Here is a 22136-nt window from a genome sequence, read left to right on the forward strand (position 1 = left end):
TAAAAGGCATCGGGCGCCGAAAAAATGGGCGCCCGATGCTCAAAACAAGAGAAACAAAAACAGGATGCAATAGCGCTTGACCCACTACCTATAGCGTATGGGCCAATCTTTTTGCACTAGCGGTAGTGTATCCGACCACTGTCGCCCTTGCCGCCAACCGGGCCAGAGGCCACCGGTTTTAGCGGCTTATCTGTGCCGGAAAACAACCTGTATTCCAGCACAATTGCTGCTGCAACTGTACCCAAGCAAAGCCGGGGCCGGGGTCTTGTTTGCGTCCGGGCGCAATATGCTCATGGCCAGCAATGTGGGCAATGGGATAACGCTGTGCCAAGTCTTGGCACAGTTGCACCAAGGTGGCGTATTGTGCCGGGGTAAAGGTATCACCCTCTAAACCCTCTAGTTCGATGCCGATAGAGTCGTCATTGCACTGCGCGCGCCCCCGGTAGCATGATGCCCCCGCGTGCCAAGCGCGTTGCTCTACATCGACAAATTGCCACAGTGTGCCATCACGCTGGATAAAAAAATGCGCCGATACCTGCAAGCCGCGAATACTTTGGTAGTAGGGGTGCGCGTCCCAATCCAAGGTGTTGGTGAACAAGGCGGGCACGCCATCGCCGCCATACTCGCCCGGCGGCAAGCTGATGGAGTGCAGCACGATTAAATCCAACACCGTCCCAGCAGGGCGCGGGCCAAAGTTGGGTGAATCGCGGCGTACCGCAGTGCGATACCAGCCGCCTTGCCATACGGGATGTTCAAGGTTCGGCATGGTCAGCGCAAGACAGCGATTCAGCCGAGTCTGCCTCGTGTGGGGCGGTGATGTTCAGGCGGGCAATGCGGTAGCGAATTTGGCGCAAGCTGATGCCCAGCCGGGCGGCAGCGGCGGTGCGGTTGAAATGGGCCTCGTGCAGGGCGCGCACCAGAATGTCGCGCTCTTGCTGGTCTAACCAGGCTTGCAAATCGTTGGGCAAGTGGCTACCGTCCAAGGGAATGGCGCTGGTGGGCAAGCCTATGGGCGCTTGTGTTGGCGCGCTGCTGGCGCTGGGGGCCATTTCTAGTGCTTCTTCTACTTGCAAGTGTTCGCCATCGCTCAGGGCCACGGCGCGGTGCAGTAGGTTTTCTAGTTCGCGCACATTACCGGTCAGGGGATGGCGTGCCAGCGCGGCCAAGGCTTGCGGGGTTAAGCTGGGCACAGCCGCCCCAGATTCTTGGGCAATGCGGGCTAACAAGGTTTGGCACAGGGCGGGCAGGTCTTGGCGGCGCTCGCGCAGGGGCGGAATGACGATTTCAATCACATTCAGCCGGTAGTACAAATCTTGCCGAAAGCGCCCGGCTTGCACATCGGCGGCCAAATCGCGGTGCGTGGCACTGACGATACGCACGTCCACGGTTTCTTCTTGCGTGCTGCCCAAAGGGCGCACACTGCGTTCTTGGATAGCGCGCAACAGTTTGGACTGCATCGGCAGGGGCAAATCACCAATTTCGTCCAGAAACAAGGTGCCGCCCTGCGCCGCCTGAAAATATCCGGGCCGGTCTTGCATCGCGCCGGTATAAGAGCCTTTGCGTGCGCCAAAAAATTCGGCCTCTAACAGGTTCTCGGGGATGGCACCGCAGTTGACGGCCACCAGCGGCCCGCCAGCGCGCTGGCTGCTGGCGTGCAGGGCTTGGGCCACCAATTCTTTGCCGGTGCCCGATTCGCCGCGCACCAGCACTGGGGCCATACTGCGTGCCACCTTGAGCACGCGCTGTTTGACATTCCACATGGCTTCGGACTCGCCCACCAGCCGCTCTAGGGCGGCGTTGTTGTCTTCGGTGGCGATGGCGGCGGCAGCGAGGTGGTTGGGGTGCGGGCTACTGCGTGGCGGCGGCACCCCGCCCGTGCCCTGCACCGCCGAGGCCACCACCGAGCGAAACTGCTTGAGGTCCACCGGCTTGGTCAGGTAATCAAACGCGCCACAGCGCAGCGCTTCGACGGCATTTTCTGCCGAGCCGTAGGCCGTCATGACCACGCAGCGCTCGCGCCGTTGCTGCTCGCGCAAGTCTTGTAGCAATTCCATGCCAAAGCCGTCGGGCAGGCGCATGTCGGTAATCACCACATCAAAGCGCAGGGCCTGCAATTGCTGGCGGGCTTCTTGGACGCTGGCAGCTGTCTCGACCCGGTAGCCCGCGCGCAGCAAGGTCAACTCGTACAGGGTACGCAAATCGGGTTCATCGTCAACAACCAAAATCGAGGCGGCAGGAGCGTTCATGGTGGCCTATTTATTTACAAGTGTAAGCTGATTTTTACCAATAGGTTTGAACGGTGGCCTATTTGCATCGAACCATTCTAGCCGCTACTCTACAGCTACTTTGGCAAATGCCGCCCGCTGACCAGGCGCTCTGTCCAGTGGCCAAAGTGCCAAAATACCGCTTTGGTGCAAAATGCAGTCACGGCTGCCCAATGGTTATAGCAGGCCAATGCAGTGTCGTCAATGTGATAAGTGTATTATTAAACCCATCAATTTCAAAAAACGATGTCGCTATATTCTCAACTGCAAGCCGCTAAGAGCGAAGAAGACGTTAAAGACGTTTATATTAAAGCCATTGGCCTTAAAGGCTTTACCAAAGGATTGATTGATATTCAAACCAAAGAAATATGGTTTGAGGCCAAAGACACAGGGCGCAATTCTAGCTACGCGATGTTTACGCAACTGCTGCATTATGTGCAAGTGGCATTGAATGCAGGCGACACCGTGCCGCCATTTTTGGCAGTGATTGACACTGAAAAAGCCGCGCTGATGAGAAGCGCCGATGTGTTACCATTTTTGGCGAAGAAAACCGTCAAATGGGGAAAATCTGCCAGCAAATATACCCAAGAAGCCTTGGATGAAATATCGGCGCACATTGGCACGCATTTTGTATCGTTCAAAATAGCGACGCACGAAGAAGAATTTTTAGCCACCGTCAAAACGGCGATTCAATCGGGTGATTTGATTCGCACGCAAATTACGCCAGACAACCTCAAGCAGGTGTTTGATAAATGGGTAGCGATGATTGGGCGCGAAATTGCCGGGGTGAAAGAAGAAGATTATGCCCTGTTGTTTTTTGCCGATATTATGCACGATGGCACTGTGTCCACCCATGCCAATTTACCGGCGGAATTATTGCACAAAAATGGTGCGCCGGTGTTTAGCTTGGCGGGGCGCATGTTGGAATTGGGCAACAAAGAGGGCTATCGGCAATTTTGGGCCATTTATCATAAGCCACCCAAATCAGAATACCGCGATTATCTGCTAGAGCGCCGCGATAGCCTGATTCCGGTGGATGAACGCAGTTTTAAGGGCGCGTATTACACGCCGCTGCATGTGGTGGATAAAGCCTATGATAAGTTGACCGAAACGCTGGGCAAAAATTGGCAGCGTGAATATATTGTCTGGGATATGTGCTGTGGCGTGGGTAATTTAGAGGTCAAGCACAGCAATCCGCGCAACATTTATATGTCCACGCTAGACCAAGCGGATATTGACGTGATGCGCGCCACCAAAACCTGTGTGGGGGCGCAGCGCTTTCAGTACGATTATTTGAACGACGATATTACCGAGGATGGCAAGATTGATTACCGTTTGAGCAATAAAGTACCGCAGGGACTGCGCGATGCGATTGCAGTAGGTAAAAAGATTTTGGTGTTGATTAATCCGCCGTATGGGGAAGCTGCTAATTCGCAGGGCAACGAAGGCAAAAGTGCGATTGCCAAAACCAACATCGGCGCATTGATGAATAATGCCGATTATGGTTACGCCGCACGGGAATTGTTTGTGCAATTTTTGGTACGCATCGCACGCGAAATACCAACCGCCACTTTGGCGATATTCAGTAAGTTGAAGTATGTAAATGCTCCCAACTTCGAAAAATTTCGCCAAGCGTGGCATGCACAGTACCGAGGGGGCTTTGTCGTGCATAGCAAGGCGTTTGATGGTCTCAGTGGCAATTTTCCTATTGGCTTTTTGATTTGGAAAATTGATTCGATTGCAAAAAAAACCACACCGCTCACAGAGATTGCCGTTGAGGTGCTTGATAAAAATGCAAAGGCTATGGGGGAGAAGGTATTTTTTAACGTCCCTAACGCACAGATGCTGAGTGGCTGGATGCAACGCCTGAAGAAAAACCAAACGGACGTTATTCCATTGATTAATGCTATTACGCCGACGAAAAAGACCGAACACATCAGAAATACAACATGGTCAGATGGGGCAATTGGCCATTTTTTCTGCAATGGCAATGATTTTCAGAATGCCGGAACGATGACCGCCATTTTTTCGTCTGTTCACTCTATCGGCCACGCTGGCGGCTATTTCATTACCCCTGAAAACCTTTGGCAATCTGCCATCGTTTTTGCGGTACGCCGCCTCATTAGGCCCACTTGGCTCAATGACCGTGACCAGTTTTTACAACCCACCGAGCCGCTCACCGACGAGTTCAAAACAGATTGCCTGATTTGGATGCTTTTTAATGGCAGCAACCTCACGGCAGGAGCCGACGGCTTGGAATGGAACGGCAAAACTTGGTCATTGGTCAATCACTTTATCCCCTTCACCGAGGCGGAGGTGGATGCCCCAGACCGTTTTGAATCCGATTTTATGGTGCAGTATTTGGCAGACAAAACCCTGTCGGCAGAGGCGCAAGCCGTGTTGGACGCAGGGCGCAGTTTGTGGCGGGCTTATTTTTCTTACACCGATGCACGCACCGTGCGCGATGCCTACAAGCTCCATCGCCCCGATGTCGGCTGGTACCAAATTCGCAATGCGCTCAAGGCACGCAATGCCAGCGGCGACACTGCGCCCGTCAACTTCAGCCCGTTCGAGTTGGCCTACCAAGCCTTGACCGAAAAATTGCAGCCCCAAGTGTTTAGCTTGGGCTTTTTGCGTTGATGTCTCGATGGCCGCTTAGAAAACGGTAGCGGTGCGCTCTTGGCGCGCAGGCTTGCGAAAATGGACGGTAAAGGCATTGCCCTCGGTGGGGCCGCGCTCGGTGGGGCGCTGCAAACGCTGGTAGCTGATAGAAGCACCGTGGCGCTCGCACAGTTCGCGGCAGATATACAAACCCAACCCACTGGAGCGGCTTTCGGAAGAGAAAAAAGGCTCGAACAGGTGGCGCTCTACCGATTGGTCTAGCCGCGCGCCATCGCTCCAGACTTGCACGCTCAGTTGTCCGCCACCGTGGCTGCGCGTGAGCAGTTGCAGCGCATCGGGGGCGGCGCTCATGTAGCGCAAAGCGTTGTCTAACAAATTGACCAGCACGCGGCGCAGGTGTTCGGCATCAAACTCTACCGGTGCATGGTCGGTTTGCAGTGTAACGATGCCCATACGCCGCGCCGGGTCGTGGTTTTGCCAGTCGTGCCAAATTTGCGCCACGGCCTCATCCAACGCCAGCGTGGCCGCTGGGGTATAGCCGATTTGGCTTTGCACGCGCGCGATGTCTAGCACGTCTTCGGCAATACGCACTAGGCGCTCGGCGTTTTGTTGCACCATCTGCGTGAGGCGTTTTTGCAGCGGGTCGTGCAGTTCTTCATCCAGCAAGGCATTGGCTTGCATGATGGCGGCCAGTGGGTTGCGGATTTCGTGCGCCACCGCCGCCGACATGCGCCCCATAGCGGCCAGCTTTTCGGTACGCAAGCGGGCTTCTAGCTCGCGCAAGTCGTGCAAGAACATCACGCACAGGCGTTCTTCATCGCCATCAGCGTTGGCAGCGGGCAGCGGCGTGAGCCAGCAGCGTACATGCAGCCCGACCGGACTTTGACCGGGCCACAGCAGGGTGGCATCGGCGGTTTGGGCCAAACCTTGGTCAAAAGTGTGCTGTGCCAGCTGGCCCAGCGGCTGCCAAGCGGCTTGCTCTAGCAAAGAAAACGGCGGCAACAGCGTTGGCGTATGGCCCAGCAAGCGCAAAGCAGCTGGGTTGGCCATGCGGACGGTATGGGTCTCATCCAGCACCAGCACGCCATCGCTGAGGTTTTCTATCACCAAGGTACTGACTTGGCGCTGCATTTGCGCGGCGCGCCGGTTGTGCTGCGCCACTTGGCTCTCGCGCACCAAGCGGGTAGAGAGCTGATGCACCAAAAATGCCACGATAAAGTAGCCGGTGCCCGTCAATGCTGCTTGCAAATAGCGTGGTGCGGGGTCGCCATTGCCTTCCCCGCCCAGCCACCACGCCCAGCCCAGCAGCAGCAAGGTGGCCGCTGCCGTGGTGCCCCAAGCCAGCATCAAGGTGCCCAGCACTGCCGCCATCAGGATGGGCAGCCCCAACAAGGCGGTAAAGTTCATGCCGCCCGTGTGCAACCATTGCAATAAGCCCACGGCCAGCAAATCTACCCCGATGGAGGGCAACCATTGCGGCCCCGCGTGCGGCGCCGGTGGCGCGTGGCGGCCCCAGACGCGCACCAGCAGCGTCGCTACCAAATACGCCAACGGTACGCCCAGCATCCAAGTATCGGCCTGCTGGCTCAAGACTTGGCCAATCGCTTGCAGCAACAGCAGCGCCAAGGCCACCATCACCCGCCCGGTTAAAAACCCATGCCATAAACGCAAAAAAGGCCGGTCTTCGGCCGCCGGAGAAAACGGTGGGCGGGTCTCGGTGCCCAAACTAGACAGCGGCATTTGGCACTAAGAATGGAAATGGAAATGGAAATGGAAATGAGAATGGAGGTGGGGCATCGCTTCAGGCTACGGGTGCTTTATGTGCCGCGCCCCAGCACCACTTCCAGCACAAAGCGCGAACCCGCGTAGGCCAACAGCAGCAGCAGGGTGCCGACATAAAGCATCCGCACCGCACTGCGGCCACGCCAGCCAAAACGCCAGCGCCCCAGCAACAAAGCCGCCAGCGTCGCCCACGACAACACCGAAAACACCGCCTTGTGGTCCCAGCGCCAAGCACGGCCATAGAGGGCCTCGGTAAACAGCACCCCAGCCAGCAGCGTGGCCGTGAGCAGCACAAACCCCGCCGCCACAAAGCGAAACGTTAGGCGCTCCAAGGTGAGCAGCGGCATACCGCTGTGGGCCTCTAGGCCCCGGCGCATTTGGCGCTCGACGCGCACCATCAACGCCGCATGGATGACTGCTGCCGCCAGTAGGCCATAGCAAGCAATGCCCAACACCAAATGCAGCGGCAACCACGCCGATGCCGTGACGGGCAGCGGCTGACCCGGAAACAGCAGCGCCAGCAAGACCGCCAGCGTCCCGAGTAAGGCCAGCGCCCAACGCGCCTGCAATTGCGGAAACCATTGGCGCTCAATCGCATACACCGTCAGTACCAGCCAGCCGGTGGTGGACAGCGCTGGGCCAAAGCCAAAGCGCGGTACTGCGCCCAGCATGGCCCAAGCCAGCACCGCTGCATGGCTGCACCATGCCAAAGCCAAGGCCGGACGCGCTGCTGGCGCTTGCCAACGCGCGGGCACGGCTGCCGGAACCGCATAGGCGGCAGCAGCCACCAATCCGAGCAGCCACAGGGCCGGGGATGCACTGGGTAAAATCATGATGCTGCACAGTTTACCTTTGCCCGCTGCCCACCGCCTTGGCACCGCCGCTTGCTGCCATCTTGGCGCTAGGCGCTTCTTTCCTCATTCCAGAATACCGCTCTATGGCCTCCGCACTTACCGATAAACTCTCGCGCCTCGTCAAGGAGATGCGTGGCCAGGCCCGCATCACCGAATCCAACGTGCAAGACATGCTGCGCGAAGTACGCATGGCCTTGCTGGAGGCCGACGTGGCCTTGCCCGTGGTGCGTGACTTTATCGCCCGCGTGAAAGAAAAAGCCCTGGGCCAAGAAGTGCTGGGCAGCCTCAAGCCGGGGCAGGCGTTGGTGGGCATCGTCAACCGCGAGTTGGCCGCCACGATGGGCGAGGGCGTCTCTGACATCAACTTGGCCGCACAACCTCCGGCGGTGATTTTGATGGCCGGTTTGCAAGGGGCGGGTAAAACCACTACCACCGCCAAGCTGGCCAAGCACTTGATTGAAAAGCGCAAGAAAAAGGTACTCACCGTTTCGGGCGACGTGTACCGCCCAGCCGCGATTGAGCAGCTCAAAACCGTCACCAAGCAAGCTGGGGCCGAGTGGTTTCCTAGTACGCCGGACCAAAAGCCGCTTGATATTGCCCATGCAGCGCTGGATTACGCCAAAAAGCACTACTTTGACGTGCTGCTGGTAGATACCGCAGGCCGTTTGGCGATTGACGAAGCGCTGATGCTAGAAATCCAGCAACTGCACGCGGCGCTCAATCCGGTCGAAACCCTGTTTGTGGTCGATGCCATGCAGGGCCAAGATGCCATCAACACCGCCAAAGCCTTCAAAGAAGCGCTGCCCCTGACGGGCATTGTGTTGACCAAGTTGGATGGTGATTCGCGCGGCGGTGCAGCGCTGTCGGTACGCCAAATTACCGGCGCACCGATTAAATTTGCCGGGGTCAGTGAAAAAATTGACGGCCTAGAAGTGTTTGATGCCGAACGCCACGCCGGGCGCGTGCTGGGCATGGGCGACATTGTGGCCTTGGTCGAGCAGGTAGCTGCTGGCGTGGATATGGAAGCGGCGCAAAAGCTGGCCGCCAAGGTCAAAAGTGGCGATGGCTTTGACCTGAACGACTTTTTAGGCCAGCTCCAGCAAATGAAGCAAATGGGCGGCCTGTCCAGCCTGATGGACAAGCTCCCGGCGCAACTCACCGCCCAAGCGGGCGCGGTGGACATGGAAAAGGCCGAAAAAGAAATCAAGCGCAAAGAAGGTATCATCCAAAGCATGACGCAGTTAGAGCGGCGCAAGCCCGAACTGATTAAAGCCACACGCAAAAAACGCATCGCCAACGGTGCCGGGGTGCAGGTGCAAGAGGTCAACCGCCTGCTCAAAGAGTTTGAGCAAATGCAAACCATGATGAAAAAAATGAAAGGCGGCGGCCTGATGAAAATGATGAAAAAGCTCGGCGGCATGAAGGGCATGGGTGGCATGGGCGGAATGCCCAAAATGCCGTTCTGAAAATACTTTTTTAACGCACGGAGTCTGCCATCAGCCACGCCGCCGCCCCCCTCCTTCCGCCCGATATAACGGTACTAGAGCGCGGTTGGTTGTCGGCCAATAGCGTGGTTTTTACCGGCGGCCCCGCTGGTGCCGCCGTGGTCGATACCGGCTATGGCAGCCACGCGGCGCAAACACTGGCTTTGCTAACGCAGGCACTCAATGGGCACCAGTTAGAGCGCATTCTCAACACCCACCTGCACAGCGACCACTGCGGCGGCAACGCCACGTTGCAGCAACATTGGCCGCACGTAGAAACCGCCATCCCGCCGGGTTTGGCCGCTGCCGTAGCTGCCTGGGATGCCCACGCCCTGAGCTACACGCCCACCGGCCAAGATTGCCCCCGCTTTACTTACCAAACCCTGCTGCAACCGGGTAGCCAAGTCTGGCTAGGCCAACGGCCTTGGCAAATCCACGCCGCACCCGGCCACGACCACCATGCCATCCTGTTGTTTGAGCCAGCGCAAGGCATTTTGATTTCGGGTGATGCGCTGTGGCAAAACGGCTTGGGCGTGGTGTTTCCAGAGTTGGATGGCGATGCTGCCTTTGCCGAAGTCGCTGCCACTTTAGACCTGATTGCCGCTTTGGCCCCACGCACCGTTATACCGGGGCATGGCCCGGTGTTTCAAGCAGTGCAGCCAGCGCTAGACAACGCCCGTCGCCGCCTAGAGCGTTGGGCGCAAAACCCCACACAACACGCACAGCACGCGGCCAAGGTGCTGCTCAAATACAAATTGCTAGAGTGGCAGCAGATTGCACAGCCCGCGCTGCAACACTGGCTAGAGAGTACCCCTTACTTTAGCCAGCTACACCGTACCTATTTTTCCGAGCAACCGTTACAGTATTGGCACCGCAACTTGGCCGATGAACTGGTGCGTTCTGGAGCGGCCCGTTGGCAGGGCAGCTACCTGCATAATCTTTAATCGGTTCTGTTGTTTAAGCATCCAAGATAGCCCAGCAAAAAAGGATGCGGGAAAGGGTTGTGCCCCGGCACGACGCGCTATCCACCCTTGGCATAGTGTGCCAGGGCCTCCCGCAAGTTACCCGATGCGTACTGTGTTCGATCCGCTGCTTCTGTCTTCGCTGTCCATGGATGTCATGGCCGTCAATCGGGGCACGCCACAAGGCATTGCCCAGCGCCAGCAGGCCCGTTTGGCCCAGTTGCTAGAGTCCACCTTGCGCGGATCGCGTCTGTACCGCTCACTCTGGCCCGCTGGCACCACAGCCCAAACGCCGCTAGAGCAATTGCCCGTGGTCACGCGCAGCCAGCTCATGGCCCATTTTGACGACTGGGTGACCGACCCGCAGATTAAGCTAGACGCTGTGCAGCAATTCACGGCTGACCCAGCCCACATTGCCGAGCCTTGGCTAGGGCGCTATATGGTCTGGGAAAGCTCCGGCACCAGCGGCCAGCCGGGCATTTTTGTGCAAGATGTGGCCACTATGGCCGTCTATGATGCGCTAGAGGCTTTGCGCCGCTGTGCCACCCGCCCCTTAGCGCGCTGGTTAGACCCTTTGGGCCTGACCGAACGCATCGCCTTTGTTGGGGCCACCGGCGGGCACTTTGCCAGTTACGCCTCGGTGCAGCGCCTGCGCGCCATCAACCCGGTGCTGGCCAACACCATGCGGAGCTTTTCTATCCAAGTGCCCACCCCAACGCTGGTGGCGCAGCTGAATGCGTTTTCTCCTACCGTGGTCGTCACCTACCCCACCGTGGCTGCTTTGCTGGCCGACGAGGCCCAAGCGGGCACCTTCCGCGCCCGCCCGCGCGAAATCTGGACGGGTGGCGAATCCCTAGGCCCAGCCGTGCGTACCCACATCCAAAAACGCTTGGGCAGTTTGGTACGCAACAGCTATGGCTCCTCCGAGTTTTTGGCCATAGGCTGGGAATGCGCCCACGGCCAGATGCACGCCAACACCGATTGGGTCATCTTAGAGCCTGTGGATGAGCATTTGCGCCCGGTGCCGCCGGGCCAGCCTTCACACAGCGTCTTGCTCACCAACTTGGCTAACCGGGTGCAACCTCTGGTGCGCTACAACCTCAGCGACCACCTGACCCTGCACCCCGAACGCTGCGCCTGCGGCTCGCCGCTGCCGGTGATTAGCGTACAAGGCCGCCACGACGAGCCTTTGGTGATGGCCGGTGCCAATGGCCAGCTGGTTACGCTGCTGCCGATGGCCTTGTCCACTGTGCTAGAAGATGAAGCCGGGGTGTTTGATTTTTATTTGCACCAATTGGACGATTGCACCTTGGTGCTGCACCTGCCCCTAGAGGGCGACGTAGGCCGCGCTGCCTTGGCCAGAGGCTGTGCCGCTTTGGTGGCCTTTGCCACCGCCCAAGGCGTGGAGGCCATCCAAGTGCAGGCACAATTGGGCCAAGCGGTGCCGCGTGGCCGCAGTGGCAAAGCGTGCCGCATCACCGCCTGCCCACCGGCCTAAAGCCACTGCCACCAAATTTTGCCAGATAGCTGGCCTGCGGCCCAGCCGTAGGCTGCTGTTGTGCGCCTTGGTTTTGTCATAGAAACCGCATTTTTTTGTCACAGATTTGTCGCCAAACGTGGCATACCATGTGCCAAGCATCCAGTACGGGCACCAAGAAACTAATCTTGCTTGCGGGCATCCCAAGAAGCAGAAGGCCTTTCATGGGCTGATTGGTGTGTCAGTCATAAACGGACTTTGGCATACTGCCTTTTTTGTAATGTATTGAGCCTGAAGGTTTTGCAATGGATAAAGCTACTACTGCCTCCTCGGTGCCATTTGAACGTCAGCGTGAAGCCACCAAAGCGCTAGATGAAACGTTTCATGGTTTTTTAACACGCAGCACAATGGGCTTGTCACCGATTGCGCTGGCACTGGCCGCTGCCGATTGGGCGATGCACTTGGCCGCCTCGCCGGGGCGACAAATGGTGCTGGCACAACGCGCCTTGGCCCTGAGCCAGCAGGCCGTGGCCACCGCTGTTTCTCCGCCCGAGAACGAACACGGCCAACCGCTGGTGGACAACGACAACCGCTTTACCGACCCCAGCTGGCACCAATGGCCTTTTAGTATGCTCAAAGAGGGCTACAAGGCCAACAGCACTTGGTGGCGCGAAGCCACGCAGGTCGAGGGCGTGTCGCGCCACCACAACCACATGGTGGAATTTTTTACCCGCCAAATCACCGACACCTTTACCCCCTCCAACTGGCTACTGACCAACCCCGAGGCCCTCAACAAGGCGCAAGAAACCCAAGGCCAAAGCCTGCTGCAAGGTTACGAACATTTTGCCGCAGACCTGCGTAAGGCCGAAATGGCGCGTAGCGAGCCAGAAACCCTAGAGCCGTTGACCTTTGAAGTGGGCAAAGACGTAGCCATCACCCCCGGCAAGGTGGTTTATCGCAACCGCCTGATTGAGCTGATTCAGTACAGCCCGACCACCGACAAAGTTTATCCAGAGCCACTGCTCATCGTGCCTTCGTGCATCATGAAGTATTACATCTTGGATTTGTCGCCGTCCAACTCGATGGTGCGCTATTTGGTGGGCCAAGGCTACACGGTGTTCATCATTTCGTGGCGCAACCCCGATGCCTCCGACCGCGAGTTGGGTATGCAAGATTATTTGCATTTGGGCGTGATGGATGCCTTGGCAGCCGTCAAAGAGCGCACCGGTGCGCCGCGTGTTCATGCCTTGGGTTATTGCTTGGGCGGCACCTTCTTGGCGATTGTGTCTGCCGCAATGGGCCGCCACACCCGCATGGTGAAAAACCAAGGCAATGCCCGCCGCCGTGCCGAAGACAAATCCATGGAGCGCCTGCCCGAGCTGGCCACCGTGACGCTGCTGGCCGCCCAAACCGACTTTACCGAGCCGGGCGAGATGGGGGTCTTCATTGACGATGAACAGCTCAAAACCCTGCGCCATCAAATGGACGAAAAGGGCTACCTGCCCGGTAGCGTGATGGCTGGCTCCTTCCAGTTCTTGAACATGCGCGAGCTGGTGTTTATGCGTAACACCCGGCGCTATTTGCTGGGCCAAGAAGAAGCCGATTTTGACTTGATGAGCTGGAACGCTGACCTGACACGCCTGCCCGCACGGATGCACTCCGAGTACCTGTCTTCGTTGTTCTTGAACAACGCTTTGGCCACTGGCAAGTACCGTGTCGATGGCCAAGGCATTGCGCTGATGGATATTCATGCCCCGATGCTGGTGGTAGGTACCACGCGCGACCACGTCTCGCCTTGGCGCTCGGTCTATAAAATCCATCTGCAAACCGACACCCACGTCACCTTTATTTTGGCCGCTGGTGGCCACAACGCCGGTATTGTGTCCGAGCCTGGCCGTCCACGGCGTAGCTACCAAATCAACAGCATCGAAGACAACCAAGGTTGGGTGGACCCCGATGAATGGTTGGCCAATGCCCCCACACGCCAAGGCTCGTGGTGGGAAGCGATGGATGCTTGGCTGAAAGAGCGTTCGGGCAAACCGGTAGCCCCCCCAGCCATAGACCCTGCCAACGTACTCTGCGATGCCCCCGGCGAGTATGTCATGGTGCGCTATGTCGATTGAGGAGATTGCACCCTCTGACGCGCACCTGACGGGCTATTTGCAACGCATGAGCGATTCGGTCGAGTCTATCAATGCACGCATTGCCCGACTGGCCACCACGCTGGGTATCAATCTGCAAAACGAGAGCGAACTCAACGATGTGCTAACGCAAAACGACGAGCGTCCCGTTTTGGTCGAGCGGCGCAAGCCCGGCGCTGCCCGCCCCGAAATGACCCCCGAGCGGCGCAAATCCCATTTGCGCCAAGAACTGCGTGCCTTGCTGGTACTGCGCTACGGCGTGACCACCCGCTACGTAGAGCAGCTGGGTGCCGATACCACGCGCCATATTTTGGTCAGCGCCCAAGACAAACTCGAACGCGAGGGCTTCAAGCCCGGTGCTGCCGGGGTTGACTTGCGGCGTGTATTTAAGGGGCTTTAGCCCATTTTCTGGCACACCTTGTGCTTTGCCAGCAGACGCAGCGCCGCTGCGCCTGGCTTTTCTTTGGAGTTTTTTGTCCATGACGCTCAACACATCCTCTTTCGGTTTGGCAGGTAAAAAAGGTCTCATCCTCGGCGTGGCCAACAACAGCAGCATCGCCTGGGGCTGCACCCAAGTGATGCACCAACTGGGTGCCGATTTGGTAGTTTCCTGCCTGAACGAAAAGGCGCGCCGCTTTGTCGAACCCCTGACAGAGCCTTTGGGCGTGGAGCTGCTCAACTGCAACGTCGAAGTGCCCGGCGAGTTGGAGGCCACCGTAGAGCGCGCCGTAGAACGCTTGGGCCATCTGGATTTTGTCATCCACTCGATTGCCTGGGCACCGCTGGAAGACCTGCACGGCGACGTGATTGACAGCTCCAGCGAAGGTTTTGCGCGCGCCATGAATGTCTCTTGCCATTCGTTTGCCCGTCTGGCCAAGTTGGCATCACCACACATGCGTAATGGTGGCTCCATGCTCAGCATGACCTACTTGGGCGCCGATGAGGCTGTGCCCCATTACGGCCTGATGGGCCCCGTCAAGGCGGCGCTAGAGTCTTTAACCCGCTACATGGCGATGGAACTCGGCCCGCAAGCGATTCGCGTGCATGCGGTATCGCCCGGCCCCATCCTGACCCGTGCCTCCTCGGGCATTGCCAGCTTTGACGACCTGATGGCCAACGCCGCGCAAAAATCGCCGCTCAAGCGCTTGGTCACCTTGGAAGAAATTGCCAATCTGTGCGCCTTCCTATGCTCCGATGCTGCTTCGGGCATGACGGGCCAAACCATTTATGTCGATGGCGGCTGCCACGCAATGGCCTAAGCCGCGCGCCTTGCCTGCCCATTGACTGTTTTTTAATTTCAAGGATTTTTGTACCATGAACATGCCAACCCCCACCGCTGAATGGATGGAAAACGTCACTTTTGACGAAATGAGCGTGGGTCAAAGCGCCCGCTTGTTGCGTACCGTCACACAGGCCGACATCGAAGCCTTTGCCGCCGTCTCTGGCGACATCAACCCGGCCCACCTGAACCCCGAATACGCCGATGCCACCATGTTCCACGGCGTGATTGCCCACGGCATGTTGGGTGCAGCGCTGATTTCGGCCCTGTTTGGCACCAAGTTCCCCGGCCCCGGCACCATTTACTTGGGTCAAGAACTCAAGTTCACCAAGCCGGTGCGTATTGGTGACACCCTCACCGTCAGCGCTACGGTGTCGGAAAAAGACGAAGAGAAAAAGCGCGTCAAGATGAGCTGCTTGGTCACCAACCAAAAGGGTGAAACCGTGCTCAAGGGCGATGCCAATTTGATGCCCCCCACTACCAAGGTGCGCGTCGAAAAAATCAACGCTCCCCAAATCCAACTGTTTGACCCCGAAGCGCGCTTCAATGACCTGCTGGCGCGCGCCGAGGGCTTGGAGGCCGTGCGCTGCGCCGTGGTGCATCCTTGCGATGAAGGTTCGCTCAGCGGTGCAATGGACGCTGCCCGCCACAAGCTGATTGTGCCGGTGCTGATTGGCCCCGAAGTGCGTATCCGCCAAATCGCTGCCGAGTTTGAGATTGACCTCACGGGGGCAGAAATCATCTCGGTCGAGCATAGCCACGCTGCCGCTGAACTGGCCGCCAGCATGGCCGCCAAGGGCCAAGTCGAAGTGCTGATGAAGGGCAGCTTGCATACCGATGAACTGCTGCACGCCGTGCTGTTGCAACCCAGCTTGCGTACTGGCCGCCGCATGTCGCATGTATTCCGCTTTGACGTGCCGCTGTACCCCAAACCGTTGCTGATTACCGATGCCGCCCTCAACATCCAGCCCACGCTGGCCGAGAAGGTGGACATCATCCAAAACGCCATCAACTTTGCCCATGTGATGGGTGTAGCCAACCCCAAGGTGGCGATTTTGGCCGCCGTGGAAACCGTCAGCCCGAATATGCCCTCCACCTTGGATGCCGCCGCGCTGTGCAAAATGGCCGACCGGGGTCAAATCAAGGGTGGCGTACTCGACGGCCCCTTGGCTTTTGACAACGCCATCTCGCGCCATGCTGCCGACATCAAGCACATCAAGTCCGTAGTAGCTGGCGATGCCGACATTTTGGCGGTGCCCGATTTAGAAAGCGGCAACATGCTGGCCAAGCAGTTGGAATACCTGGCCGGTGCCTCTGGTTCCGGTTTGGTGCTGGGTGCGCGCGTGCCGATTGCCCTGACCAGCCGCGCCGACGGCCCCATGAGCCGCGTGGCTTCGGCCCTGCTGGCGGTGTTGGCGGCCCACGCGGCCCGCGCTGCCAAAGTGGCGGCTTCTACCACTGCGGTCTAAGGGGGCACTATGGCTATTCTTGCTGTCAATGCCGGTTCGTCTTCGCTGAAGTTCTCTCTGCACCCGCTCCAGCATGGCGGCAAGGTGCAGCCTAGTGTACTCAATGGGTGCATCGAGGGCCTAGAACCCGGCGGCACCCCCAGCATGGATTGGAGCTTTGCCGGGCAGCGCCACCAAGAGGTGATTAACACCCCTGCGGGCGAGTCCTCCTTCCAACGCGCGCTGGCCCGCCTGCGTGCTTTGCTGGCCGAGTTAGAAGGTGCGCCCACCATCCATGCGGTGGCGCACCGCGTGGTGCATGGCGGCCAAGCCTTCAAGCACAGCGTCTTGGTAGATGCTACGGTGCTGGCGCAACTGGAAAGCCTCAACTCGATGGCCCCGTTGCACCAGCCGCACAATGTCGCTGGTATTCGCTCGTTTCAGCAGGCTTTTCCCAGTCTGCCGCAAGTGGCCTGCTTTGACACCGCCTTCCACACCAGCCTGCCCGAAGTGGCCAGCGCGTTTGCGCTGCCGCAATCCCTGACCGAGCAAGGCGTGCGCCGCTATGGTTTTCATGGTTTGTCTTACCACTACATCATGGACACCCTGCTGGAGCAATCGCCGCGCGCCAAGGGGCGGGTGCTGATGGCCCACTTGGGCAATGGTGCCAGCTTGTGCGCTGCCGTCAATGGCCGCAGTGCTGCCACCACGATGGGCTTTTCTGCCTTGGATGGCCTGATGATGGGCACGCGCAGCGGCACGATTGATGCCGGTGTGCTGCTGTATCTGATGGAGCAAGGCTGGGACCACGACCGCATCCAAAAACTGCTGTACAAGCAAAGCGGTTTGCTGGGCGTGTCGGGCATCTCGGCCGACATGCGCCGTCTGCGCGCCGATGGCAGCGATGCCGCACAGCGCGCCATTGACCAGTTTACCTACCGCGTCGTGCGCGAAGCGGGTGCCCTGATTGCCAGCATCGGCGGTTTGGACGTGCTGGCCTTTAGCGGTGGCATTGGCGAACACGACACCGTCTTGCGCGCCCAAGTTTGCCAGCGTTTGGGCTGGCTGGGCGTGCAAATTGACGAAAGCCGCAACGCCCAAGCCACGCGCGATGCTATCTGCGCTATCCATGCGCCGGGCAGCAGCATCGAGGTCTGGGTGATTCCAACCGACGAAGGGCGCGTTGCCGCACGCGAAGCCGCTGGCCTGTTGGGCCAAAGCGATGATGAGCTGGAAGACGCAGCCGCGCTAGAAGCTGTCGCATAAGCGCGCCAGTTTGCCAAACATCGGGGCCGAGTGCCCCGATTTTTTTGGGCGTTAGGCGCTATGCCAGAAAATACGCCCATGCCCCATCCTCTTGACCTGATTGTGGCCTACGCCGCCACGCCAGACCCGGCCTGCCAAGCCAGCCTGCAAGGCTTGCGCCTGCCCCATTTGCAGCGCCTGTTGGCCCGTTTGTCCCCCGCAGCGCAAGCACTGGCCGAGCCAGACCCGGCCCAGATTCCACTCTCTTTACCGCATGAACGCGCTTGGGCGCAGGCATGGGGCCTGCCCGATTGCAACGGCCATATCCCTTGGGGCGCTTGGCACGCGCAACAGCAGGGGCTGCTCAATACTCCCAACAGCGGCAGCGGCAGCGCTTGGGCTTTGCTGGTGCCCTGCTATTGGCAAGTAGGCACCGACCACATTACCGTGCATGACCCAGCGCAACTGCAACTGACGCAGCAAGATGCCCAAACGCTGCTAGAAATTGTCGGACCTTGGTTGGCCGAAGAGGGCTTGCAGGTGCAAGCCGACACCCCCACGCGCTGGCTGATGCAGGGGCCACTGCTGGCCGATTTGCCCATGCCCTCGTTAGAGCGCGTACAAGGCCAAGACGTGCGCCAGTGGATGCAGCACCAAGCACAAAATCCACACATCAGCGCCAGCCAGCGCCGCGCAATGCAAGTTTGGCAGCGCCTGCACAGCGAGCTGCAAATGCTGCTCTACACCCACCCCTTTAACGATGCCCGCCAAGCCCAAGGCTTAGCCCCCGTGAATGCCTTTTGGCTGCATGGCGCGGGCTGCTTGCCCCAAGCCGCGCCGGTGGATGCGGCCTCAGTGCAGTGCATTCAGACCCTGCAAACACCGGCCCAAAACGGCGACTGGCAAACGTGGGCCAAGGCATGGCAAGCACTGGATGCCGGGCCGCTGGCACAATGGCTAGACCATATCCAAACCGGTGGTGCAGCACGGCTAACGCTGTGCGGGCCACACACGGCCCTGACTTGGCACACGGCAGCGCCGCGCAGCCTAAGCCAGCGCTTGTCTCGGCTGTTGAGGCCGGTGTCTTTCCTTGAGGTGGCCAAAAAATTATGAACTCCAATGAAACCCTGCAACGCTTGTCTTGGACGGCCTCGTGCCCACTGTGCGGCCAGCCCAACCAATGTGCTATCGCTTTAGGTAAATCCGCCGAGAGCTGTTGGTGTATGACCACCCCCATGAGCCTGCTGGCCTTGGCCCTGATGCCCGAGCAAGAACGCGGCCAACGCTGTATCTGTCCGGCTTGCGCCCAAGGGATTAATCCAGCTTCGCACCCATGAGCCAAGCCCAATCGGTGGCGGCCCTCGAAGCCCGCTATGGCGAACGTTACCGCTGGCTGCTGCTGTTATCGGTGATGGTGGGCACGATGGCCTCCATCATGTCCTCCACCGTGGTGAATGTGGCCGTGCCCGGCATGAGCCAACACTTTTCCTTAGGGCAAGAGCGGGCGCAGTGGGTATCTTCGGGCTTCATGATGGCGACTGCTGTTGCCATGCTGACCACGCCGTGGTTGCTCAATCGCTATGGCTACCGGCGCACCTATGTTGGCGCAGTGTTGCTGCTGTTGCTGGGGGGCGTGGTGGGGGGCAGCACCAACCAGTTTGACGTGGTCTTGCTGGCGCGCGTGGCCGAAGGGCTGGCAGCGGGCGTGGTGCAACCGATTCCAGCTGTCATCATTTTGCACGCCTTTTTGCCGCACGAGCAAGGGCGCGCCAGTGGCATTTTTGGCATGGGTGTGGTGCTGGCCCCAGCACTGGGGCCGAGTGTGGGCGGCTTGCTGGTGGACTGGTGGGGCTGGCGCTCCATCTTTTTCATGGTGGTGCCCTTGTGCTTGGCCTCGTTGTGGCTGGCGTACCGCTTTGTGCCCGTCACGGCACCCGGTGGCGTCACGGCGGGCCGCCATGCGGCAGCCTTAGATTGGCGCGGCCTGCTGCTGGGGGCGGTGGGTACGCTGTGCCTGCTCAATGGGCTGGTGATGTTGCACAGTGGGCCGGGGCTGCAAGCGGCGGCCCTGTTGGGGGCCGCCTTGCTGGCGCTGCTGGTGTTTGTCTGGTGGCAACTGCGGCAAACCACCCAAGGGCGCAAGCCGTTGATGGATTTACGCATCTTTGCCTATCGTCCGTTTGCAATGGGCAGCGTGGTGGCCTTTATTTACGGTACCGCCTTGTTTGGCTCGACCTATTTGCTGCCGGTGTTTATGCAGGTGGGGCTGGATTTATCCGCCTCCCATGTGGGCACCATCATGCTACCAGCTGGGGTGGTGTTGGCCACTACCATTCCCCTGGTGGGGCGCATGGCCGACCGCCAACCCACGCACCGCTTGGTGATGATTGGGCTGGCACTGATGGCGCTGTCGTTTATCTTGATGGTCTGGGTGCGCCAAGAAATGTCTTTGTGGGTGTTGGTGGTGTTTACCGTGATTGGACGTATCGGGCTGGGCTTTGTGTTGCCCTCGCTCAATTTGGGGGCCATGCGCCCACTAGAAAAAAGTTTAATTTCGCAAGGCTCTAGCGCCATCAGCTTTTTGCGTACCTTGGGGGGTGCAGCGGGGGTGGGCTTGTGTGGCATGGTGCTGGAATGGCGCTTGGCCGCGCACGGTGCCTCGCTGCACGCTGCTGGCCCCAATGCCGAACGTCTGGCCGCCTTTGGCGAAGCCTTTTTGCTGCTGGGGGCCTTGTGTCTGCTGGCTTTGGTGGCCGCTTGGCAGTTGGGCCTGCCACCCGCTACGCCAGCGGTGCCGGTGGCCCCGCCAGCTCCCTGATATTTTTTACCCGATTCGCGAAAGCCCTGCCATGTGCCAATTGCTTGGAATGAACAGCAACACCCCCACCGATATCACCTTCAGCTTTAGCGGCTTTGCCCAACGCGCCGGGCGCACCGGCGACCACTGCGACGGTTGGGGCATTGCCTTTTTTGAAGACAAAGGCGTGCGCCATTTTGTCGATCACCAGCGGGCGGTAGATTCACCCATTGCCGATTTGATTCGGCGCTACCCCATCCACAGCCGCAACGTAATTGCCCATATCCGCAAAGCCACCCAAGGCGTGGTCAGCCTAGAAAACTGCCATCCGTTTGTACGCCAACTCTGGGGGCGCTATTGGGTATTTGCCCACAATGGTGATTTGAAAGACTTTCGTCCGCGCCTGCACAGCCATTTTCAGCCCGTGGGGGCCACCGACAGCGAACATGCCTTTTGCTGGATCATGCAAGAGTTGGCCAAATCCCATGCCGATGTGCCCAGCGTGCCCGAACTGACCCTCACCCTGCGCGAGTTGGCTGCCCGCATCGCACCGCATGGCACCTTCAACTTTTTGCTCTCTAACGGCCAAGCGCTGTGGGCACACGCCTCGACCAATCTCTACTACATCGAGCGCCAACACCCGTTTGCCGAAGCCCAATTGGCCGACGAGGACATGCGCGTTGATTTTTCTACCCAAACCGCCCCCACCGACCGCGTGGCGGTCATCGTCACCGCCCCCCTGACCAGCAACGAAAATTGGCAGGCTTTTGCCCCCGGCCAGCTTAAGGTGTTTGTGCAAGGTCAAGCTTGCGGCTAAAACTTGCCAATGGCCCGATGTTGCATTGCAGCGTGCAATTTTCTTGTCAGGCGGGTAGAGTAAGCCTCTTCTATCTGCTATTGCAGCCTTTGTGACCGCTCGTACCCCTGTCCATACCCCCATTACCGTGCCCACCGGCACAGGAGAACTGTCTATGGCGAGATGGATTCTCTTTCCCTATCCGCAGCGCTACCAATACGAGCCAGACAGCTTGGCCGTACAGTGGCCGCTGCTGCACCAAGGCGATACGGAGCCTGTGCCCCATGATGGGCAGCTGCTGGCTGCTTGGGCGGCGTTTCACAACGGACAGTTTCAGCAAGCCCGCGAGCTTGGTTTGGCCGCTGGCCCTGCCGGTTTTACGGTGGCCAATTTGGCCACGGTGGTCTATGCCCGTTACCTAGAAAAACGCGAACGCACCCGGCAAGAATTGTTTTTAGAGGCAGCCGAACGTGCCCAAGACCAATTGCAGGCCGAAGTCCACAACCCCAATGCTTGGTATTGCCACGGCTTGGCGTTGCAGCATTACAGCCAAGGCATTAGCGTGGCCAAAGCCTTGGCCCAAGGCATAGGCAACAAGGTCAAACACTCCTTAGAGCGGGCAATTGCTTTGGCCCCCGGCCATGCCGATGCACGTATTGCCTTGGGGGCCTTCCATGCCGAAGTGATTGACAAAGTAGGCCCCTTGATTGGTGGCATGACCTATGGGGCCAAAAAAGACGTGGCTTTGCGTCTGTTCCAAGAGGCATTGCAACTGCATCCAGAATCGCCCTTGGCACGCACCGAATATGCCAATGCCTTGCTGATGCTAGAGGGGGATAGCCGCATGGCCGATGCCACCGCCCTGTATGAGCAAGCCGCCAGCAGCAACCCACTGGATGCAGCGCAATACTTGGCCGCCGAAATGGCCCAAACCGAATTGGCCACCGATGATTGCGACGATTGGCAGGCCACAATCCCGCGTTAA

At 58.9% G+C, this 22136-nt stretch carries 18 protein-coding genes; 14 read left to right on the plus strand and 4 right to left on the minus strand.

Annotation, left to right across the window (positions count from 1 at the left end; all coding sequences use genetic code 11):
* Positions 1 to 178: 178 nt before the first annotated feature.
* Complete coding sequence (ampD, locus tag PHX60_RS08140; protein ID WP_300076588.1) at positions 179 to 766, minus strand: 1,6-anhydro-N-acetylmuramyl-L-alanine amidase AmpD; 588 nt, start codon at positions 764 to 766, stop codon at positions 179 to 181.
* On the minus strand, positions 753 to 2246 hold the full coding sequence (locus PHX60_RS08145; RefSeq protein ID WP_300076590.1) for a sigma-54 dependent transcriptional regulator: 1494 nt from the start codon (positions 2244 to 2246) through the stop codon (positions 753 to 755). Before PHX60_RS08145 ends, ampD begins: the two co-directional genes overlap by 14 nt.
* A gap of 264 nt (positions 2247 to 2510) precedes the next feature.
* On the opposite strand from PHX60_RS08145, the gene PHX60_RS08150 reads away from it, so the two are divergent.
* A complete protein-coding gene (locus PHX60_RS08150; protein ID WP_300076592.1) occupies positions 2511 to 4904 on the plus strand; it encodes a hypothetical protein in 2394 nt (797 codons plus the stop codon).
* Positions 4905 to 4919: 15 nt separating this feature from the next.
* On the opposite strand, the gene PHX60_RS08155 is transcribed toward PHX60_RS08150, so the two are convergent.
* Together PHX60_RS08155 and ccsA are read right to left on the minus strand one after the other, a co-directional pair.
* The gene (locus PHX60_RS08155; RefSeq protein ID WP_300076594.1) at positions 4920 to 6626 is read right to left on the minus strand and encodes an ATP-binding protein; all 1707 of its coding nucleotides are present in this window, start codon (positions 6624 to 6626) and stop codon (positions 4920 to 4922) included.
* A gap of 77 nt (positions 6627 to 6703) precedes the next feature.
* Positions 6704 to 7501, minus strand: coding sequence for a cytochrome c biogenesis protein CcsA (ccsA, locus tag PHX60_RS08160; RefSeq protein ID WP_300076596.1), 798 nt, complete (start codon positions 7499 to 7501; stop codon positions 6704 to 6706).
* A 104-nt stretch (positions 7502 to 7605) separates the two neighbouring features.
* On the opposite strand from ccsA, the gene ffh reads away from it, so the two are divergent.
* From ffh to PHX60_RS08225, 13 genes are all read left to right on the plus strand, one after another.
* Positions 7606 to 8988 carry a signal recognition particle protein gene (gene ffh / locus PHX60_RS08165; RefSeq protein WP_300076598.1) on the plus strand — a complete coding sequence of 461 codons (1383 nt, stop codon included), beginning with the start codon at positions 7606 to 7608 and terminating at the stop codon, positions 8986 to 8988.
* Positions 8989 to 9077: 89 nt separating this feature from the next.
* Positions 9078 to 9950: an MBL fold metallo-hydrolase gene (locus PHX60_RS08170; RefSeq protein ID WP_300076600.1), complete on the plus strand. Its 873-nt coding sequence runs from the start codon at positions 9078 to 9080 to the stop codon at positions 9948 to 9950.
* A gap of 124 nt (positions 9951 to 10074) precedes the next feature.
* Positions 10075 to 11466, plus strand: a complete 1392-nt coding sequence (locus PHX60_RS08175; protein ID WP_300076602.1) for a phenylacetate--CoA ligase family protein — start codon at positions 10075 to 10077, stop codon at positions 11464 to 11466.
* A gap of 284 nt (positions 11467 to 11750) precedes the next feature.
* Complete coding sequence (locus PHX60_RS08180) at positions 11751 to 13568, plus strand: alpha/beta fold hydrolase (protein WP_300076604.1); 1818 nt, start codon at positions 11751 to 11753, stop codon at positions 13566 to 13568.
* Positions 13558 to 13986 (plus strand): hypothetical protein, encoded by a 429-nt coding sequence (locus PHX60_RS08185; protein WP_300076606.1) that lies wholly within the window; start codon positions 13558 to 13560, stop codon positions 13984 to 13986. Before PHX60_RS08180 ends, PHX60_RS08185 begins: the two co-directional genes overlap by 11 nt.
* Before the next feature lie 79 nt (positions 13987 to 14065).
* Complete coding sequence (gene fabI / locus PHX60_RS08190; RefSeq protein WP_300076608.1) at positions 14066 to 14845, plus strand: enoyl-ACP reductase FabI; 780 nt, start codon at positions 14066 to 14068, stop codon at positions 14843 to 14845.
* 55 nt (positions 14846 to 14900) lie between these two features.
* Complete coding sequence (locus PHX60_RS08195) at positions 14901 to 16334, plus strand: bifunctional enoyl-CoA hydratase/phosphate acetyltransferase (RefSeq protein WP_300076610.1); 1434 nt, start codon at positions 14901 to 14903, stop codon at positions 16332 to 16334.
* A gap of 9 nt (positions 16335 to 16343) precedes the next feature.
* Entirely contained in the window at positions 16344 to 17579 is a 1236-nt protein-coding gene (locus PHX60_RS08200; protein ID WP_300076612.1) for an acetate/propionate family kinase, read from the plus strand.
* Between the two features lie 78 nt (positions 17580 to 17657).
* A complete protein-coding gene (locus PHX60_RS08205) occupies positions 17658 to 18671 on the plus strand; it encodes a phosphoglycerate mutase (protein WP_300076614.1) in 1014 nt (337 codons plus the stop codon).
* On the plus strand, positions 18668 to 18895 hold the full coding sequence (locus PHX60_RS08210) for a cysteine-rich CWC family protein (protein ID WP_300076616.1): 228 nt from the start codon (positions 18668 to 18670) through the stop codon (positions 18893 to 18895). Before PHX60_RS08205 ends, PHX60_RS08210 begins: the two co-directional genes overlap by 4 nt.
* Positions 18892 to 20376 carry a DHA2 family efflux MFS transporter permease subunit gene (locus PHX60_RS08215; protein ID WP_300076618.1) on the plus strand — a complete coding sequence of 495 codons (1485 nt, stop codon included), beginning with the start codon at positions 18892 to 18894 and terminating at the stop codon, positions 20374 to 20376. Before PHX60_RS08210 ends, PHX60_RS08215 begins: the two co-directional genes overlap by 4 nt.
* A gap of 31 nt (positions 20377 to 20407) precedes the next feature.
* Positions 20408 to 21172, plus strand: a complete 765-nt coding sequence (locus PHX60_RS08220) for a class II glutamine amidotransferase (protein WP_300076620.1) — start codon at positions 20408 to 20410, stop codon at positions 21170 to 21172.
* A gap of 154 nt (positions 21173 to 21326) precedes the next feature.
* Positions 21327 to 22136, plus strand: coding sequence for a hypothetical protein (locus tag PHX60_RS08225; protein WP_300076757.1), 810 nt, complete (start codon positions 21327 to 21329; stop codon positions 22134 to 22136).

Source organism: Giesbergeria sp., assembly GCF_028686475.1.
In the GTDB taxonomy this organism is placed as follows: domain Bacteria; phylum Pseudomonadota; class Gammaproteobacteria; order Burkholderiales; family Burkholderiaceae_C; genus Simplicispira.

Coding starts and splice junctions, on each gene's coding strand:
- ampD (WP_300076588.1), bottom strand. CDS start 766: ATGCCGAACCTTGAACATCCCGTATGGCAAGGCGGCTGGTATCGCACT.
- PHX60_RS08145 (WP_300076590.1), bottom strand. CDS start 2,246: ATGAACGCTCCTGCCGCCTCGATTTTGGTTGTTGACGATGAACCCGAT.
- PHX60_RS08150 (WP_300076592.1), top strand. CDS start 2,511: ATGTCGCTATATTCTCAACTGCAAGCCGCTAAGAGCGAAGAAGACGTT.
- PHX60_RS08155 (WP_300076594.1), bottom strand. CDS start 6,626: ATGCCGCTGTCTAGTTTGGGCACCGAGACCCGCCCACCGTTTTCTCCG.
- ccsA (WP_300076596.1), bottom strand. CDS start 7,501: ATGATTTTACCCAGTGCATCCCCGGCCCTGTGGCTGCTCGGATTGGTG.
- ffh (WP_300076598.1), top strand. CDS start 7,606: ATGGCCTCCGCACTTACCGATAAACTCTCGCGCCTCGTCAAGGAGATG.
- PHX60_RS08175 (WP_300076602.1), top strand. CDS start 10,075: ATGCGTACTGTGTTCGATCCGCTGCTTCTGTCTTCGCTGTCCATGGAT.
- PHX60_RS08180 (WP_300076604.1), top strand. CDS start 11,751: ATGGATAAAGCTACTACTGCCTCCTCGGTGCCATTTGAACGTCAGCGT.
- PHX60_RS08185 (WP_300076606.1), top strand. CDS start 13,558: ATGTCGATTGAGGAGATTGCACCCTCTGACGCGCACCTGACGGGCTAT.
- fabI (WP_300076608.1), top strand. CDS start 14,066: ATGACGCTCAACACATCCTCTTTCGGTTTGGCAGGTAAAAAAGGTCTC.
- PHX60_RS08195 (WP_300076610.1), top strand. CDS start 14,901: ATGAACATGCCAACCCCCACCGCTGAATGGATGGAAAACGTCACTTTT.
- PHX60_RS08200 (WP_300076612.1), top strand. CDS start 16,344: ATGGCTATTCTTGCTGTCAATGCCGGTTCGTCTTCGCTGAAGTTCTCT.
- PHX60_RS08205 (WP_300076614.1), top strand. CDS start 17,658: ATGCCCCATCCTCTTGACCTGATTGTGGCCTACGCCGCCACGCCAGAC.
- PHX60_RS08210 (WP_300076616.1), top strand. CDS start 18,668: ATGAACTCCAATGAAACCCTGCAACGCTTGTCTTGGACGGCCTCGTGC.
- PHX60_RS08215 (WP_300076618.1), top strand. CDS start 18,892: ATGAGCCAAGCCCAATCGGTGGCGGCCCTCGAAGCCCGCTATGGCGAA.
- PHX60_RS08220 (WP_300076620.1), top strand. CDS start 20,408: ATGTGCCAATTGCTTGGAATGAACAGCAACACCCCCACCGATATCACC.
- PHX60_RS08225 (WP_300076757.1), top strand. CDS start 21,327: ATGGCGAGATGGATTCTCTTTCCCTATCCGCAGCGCTACCAATACGAG.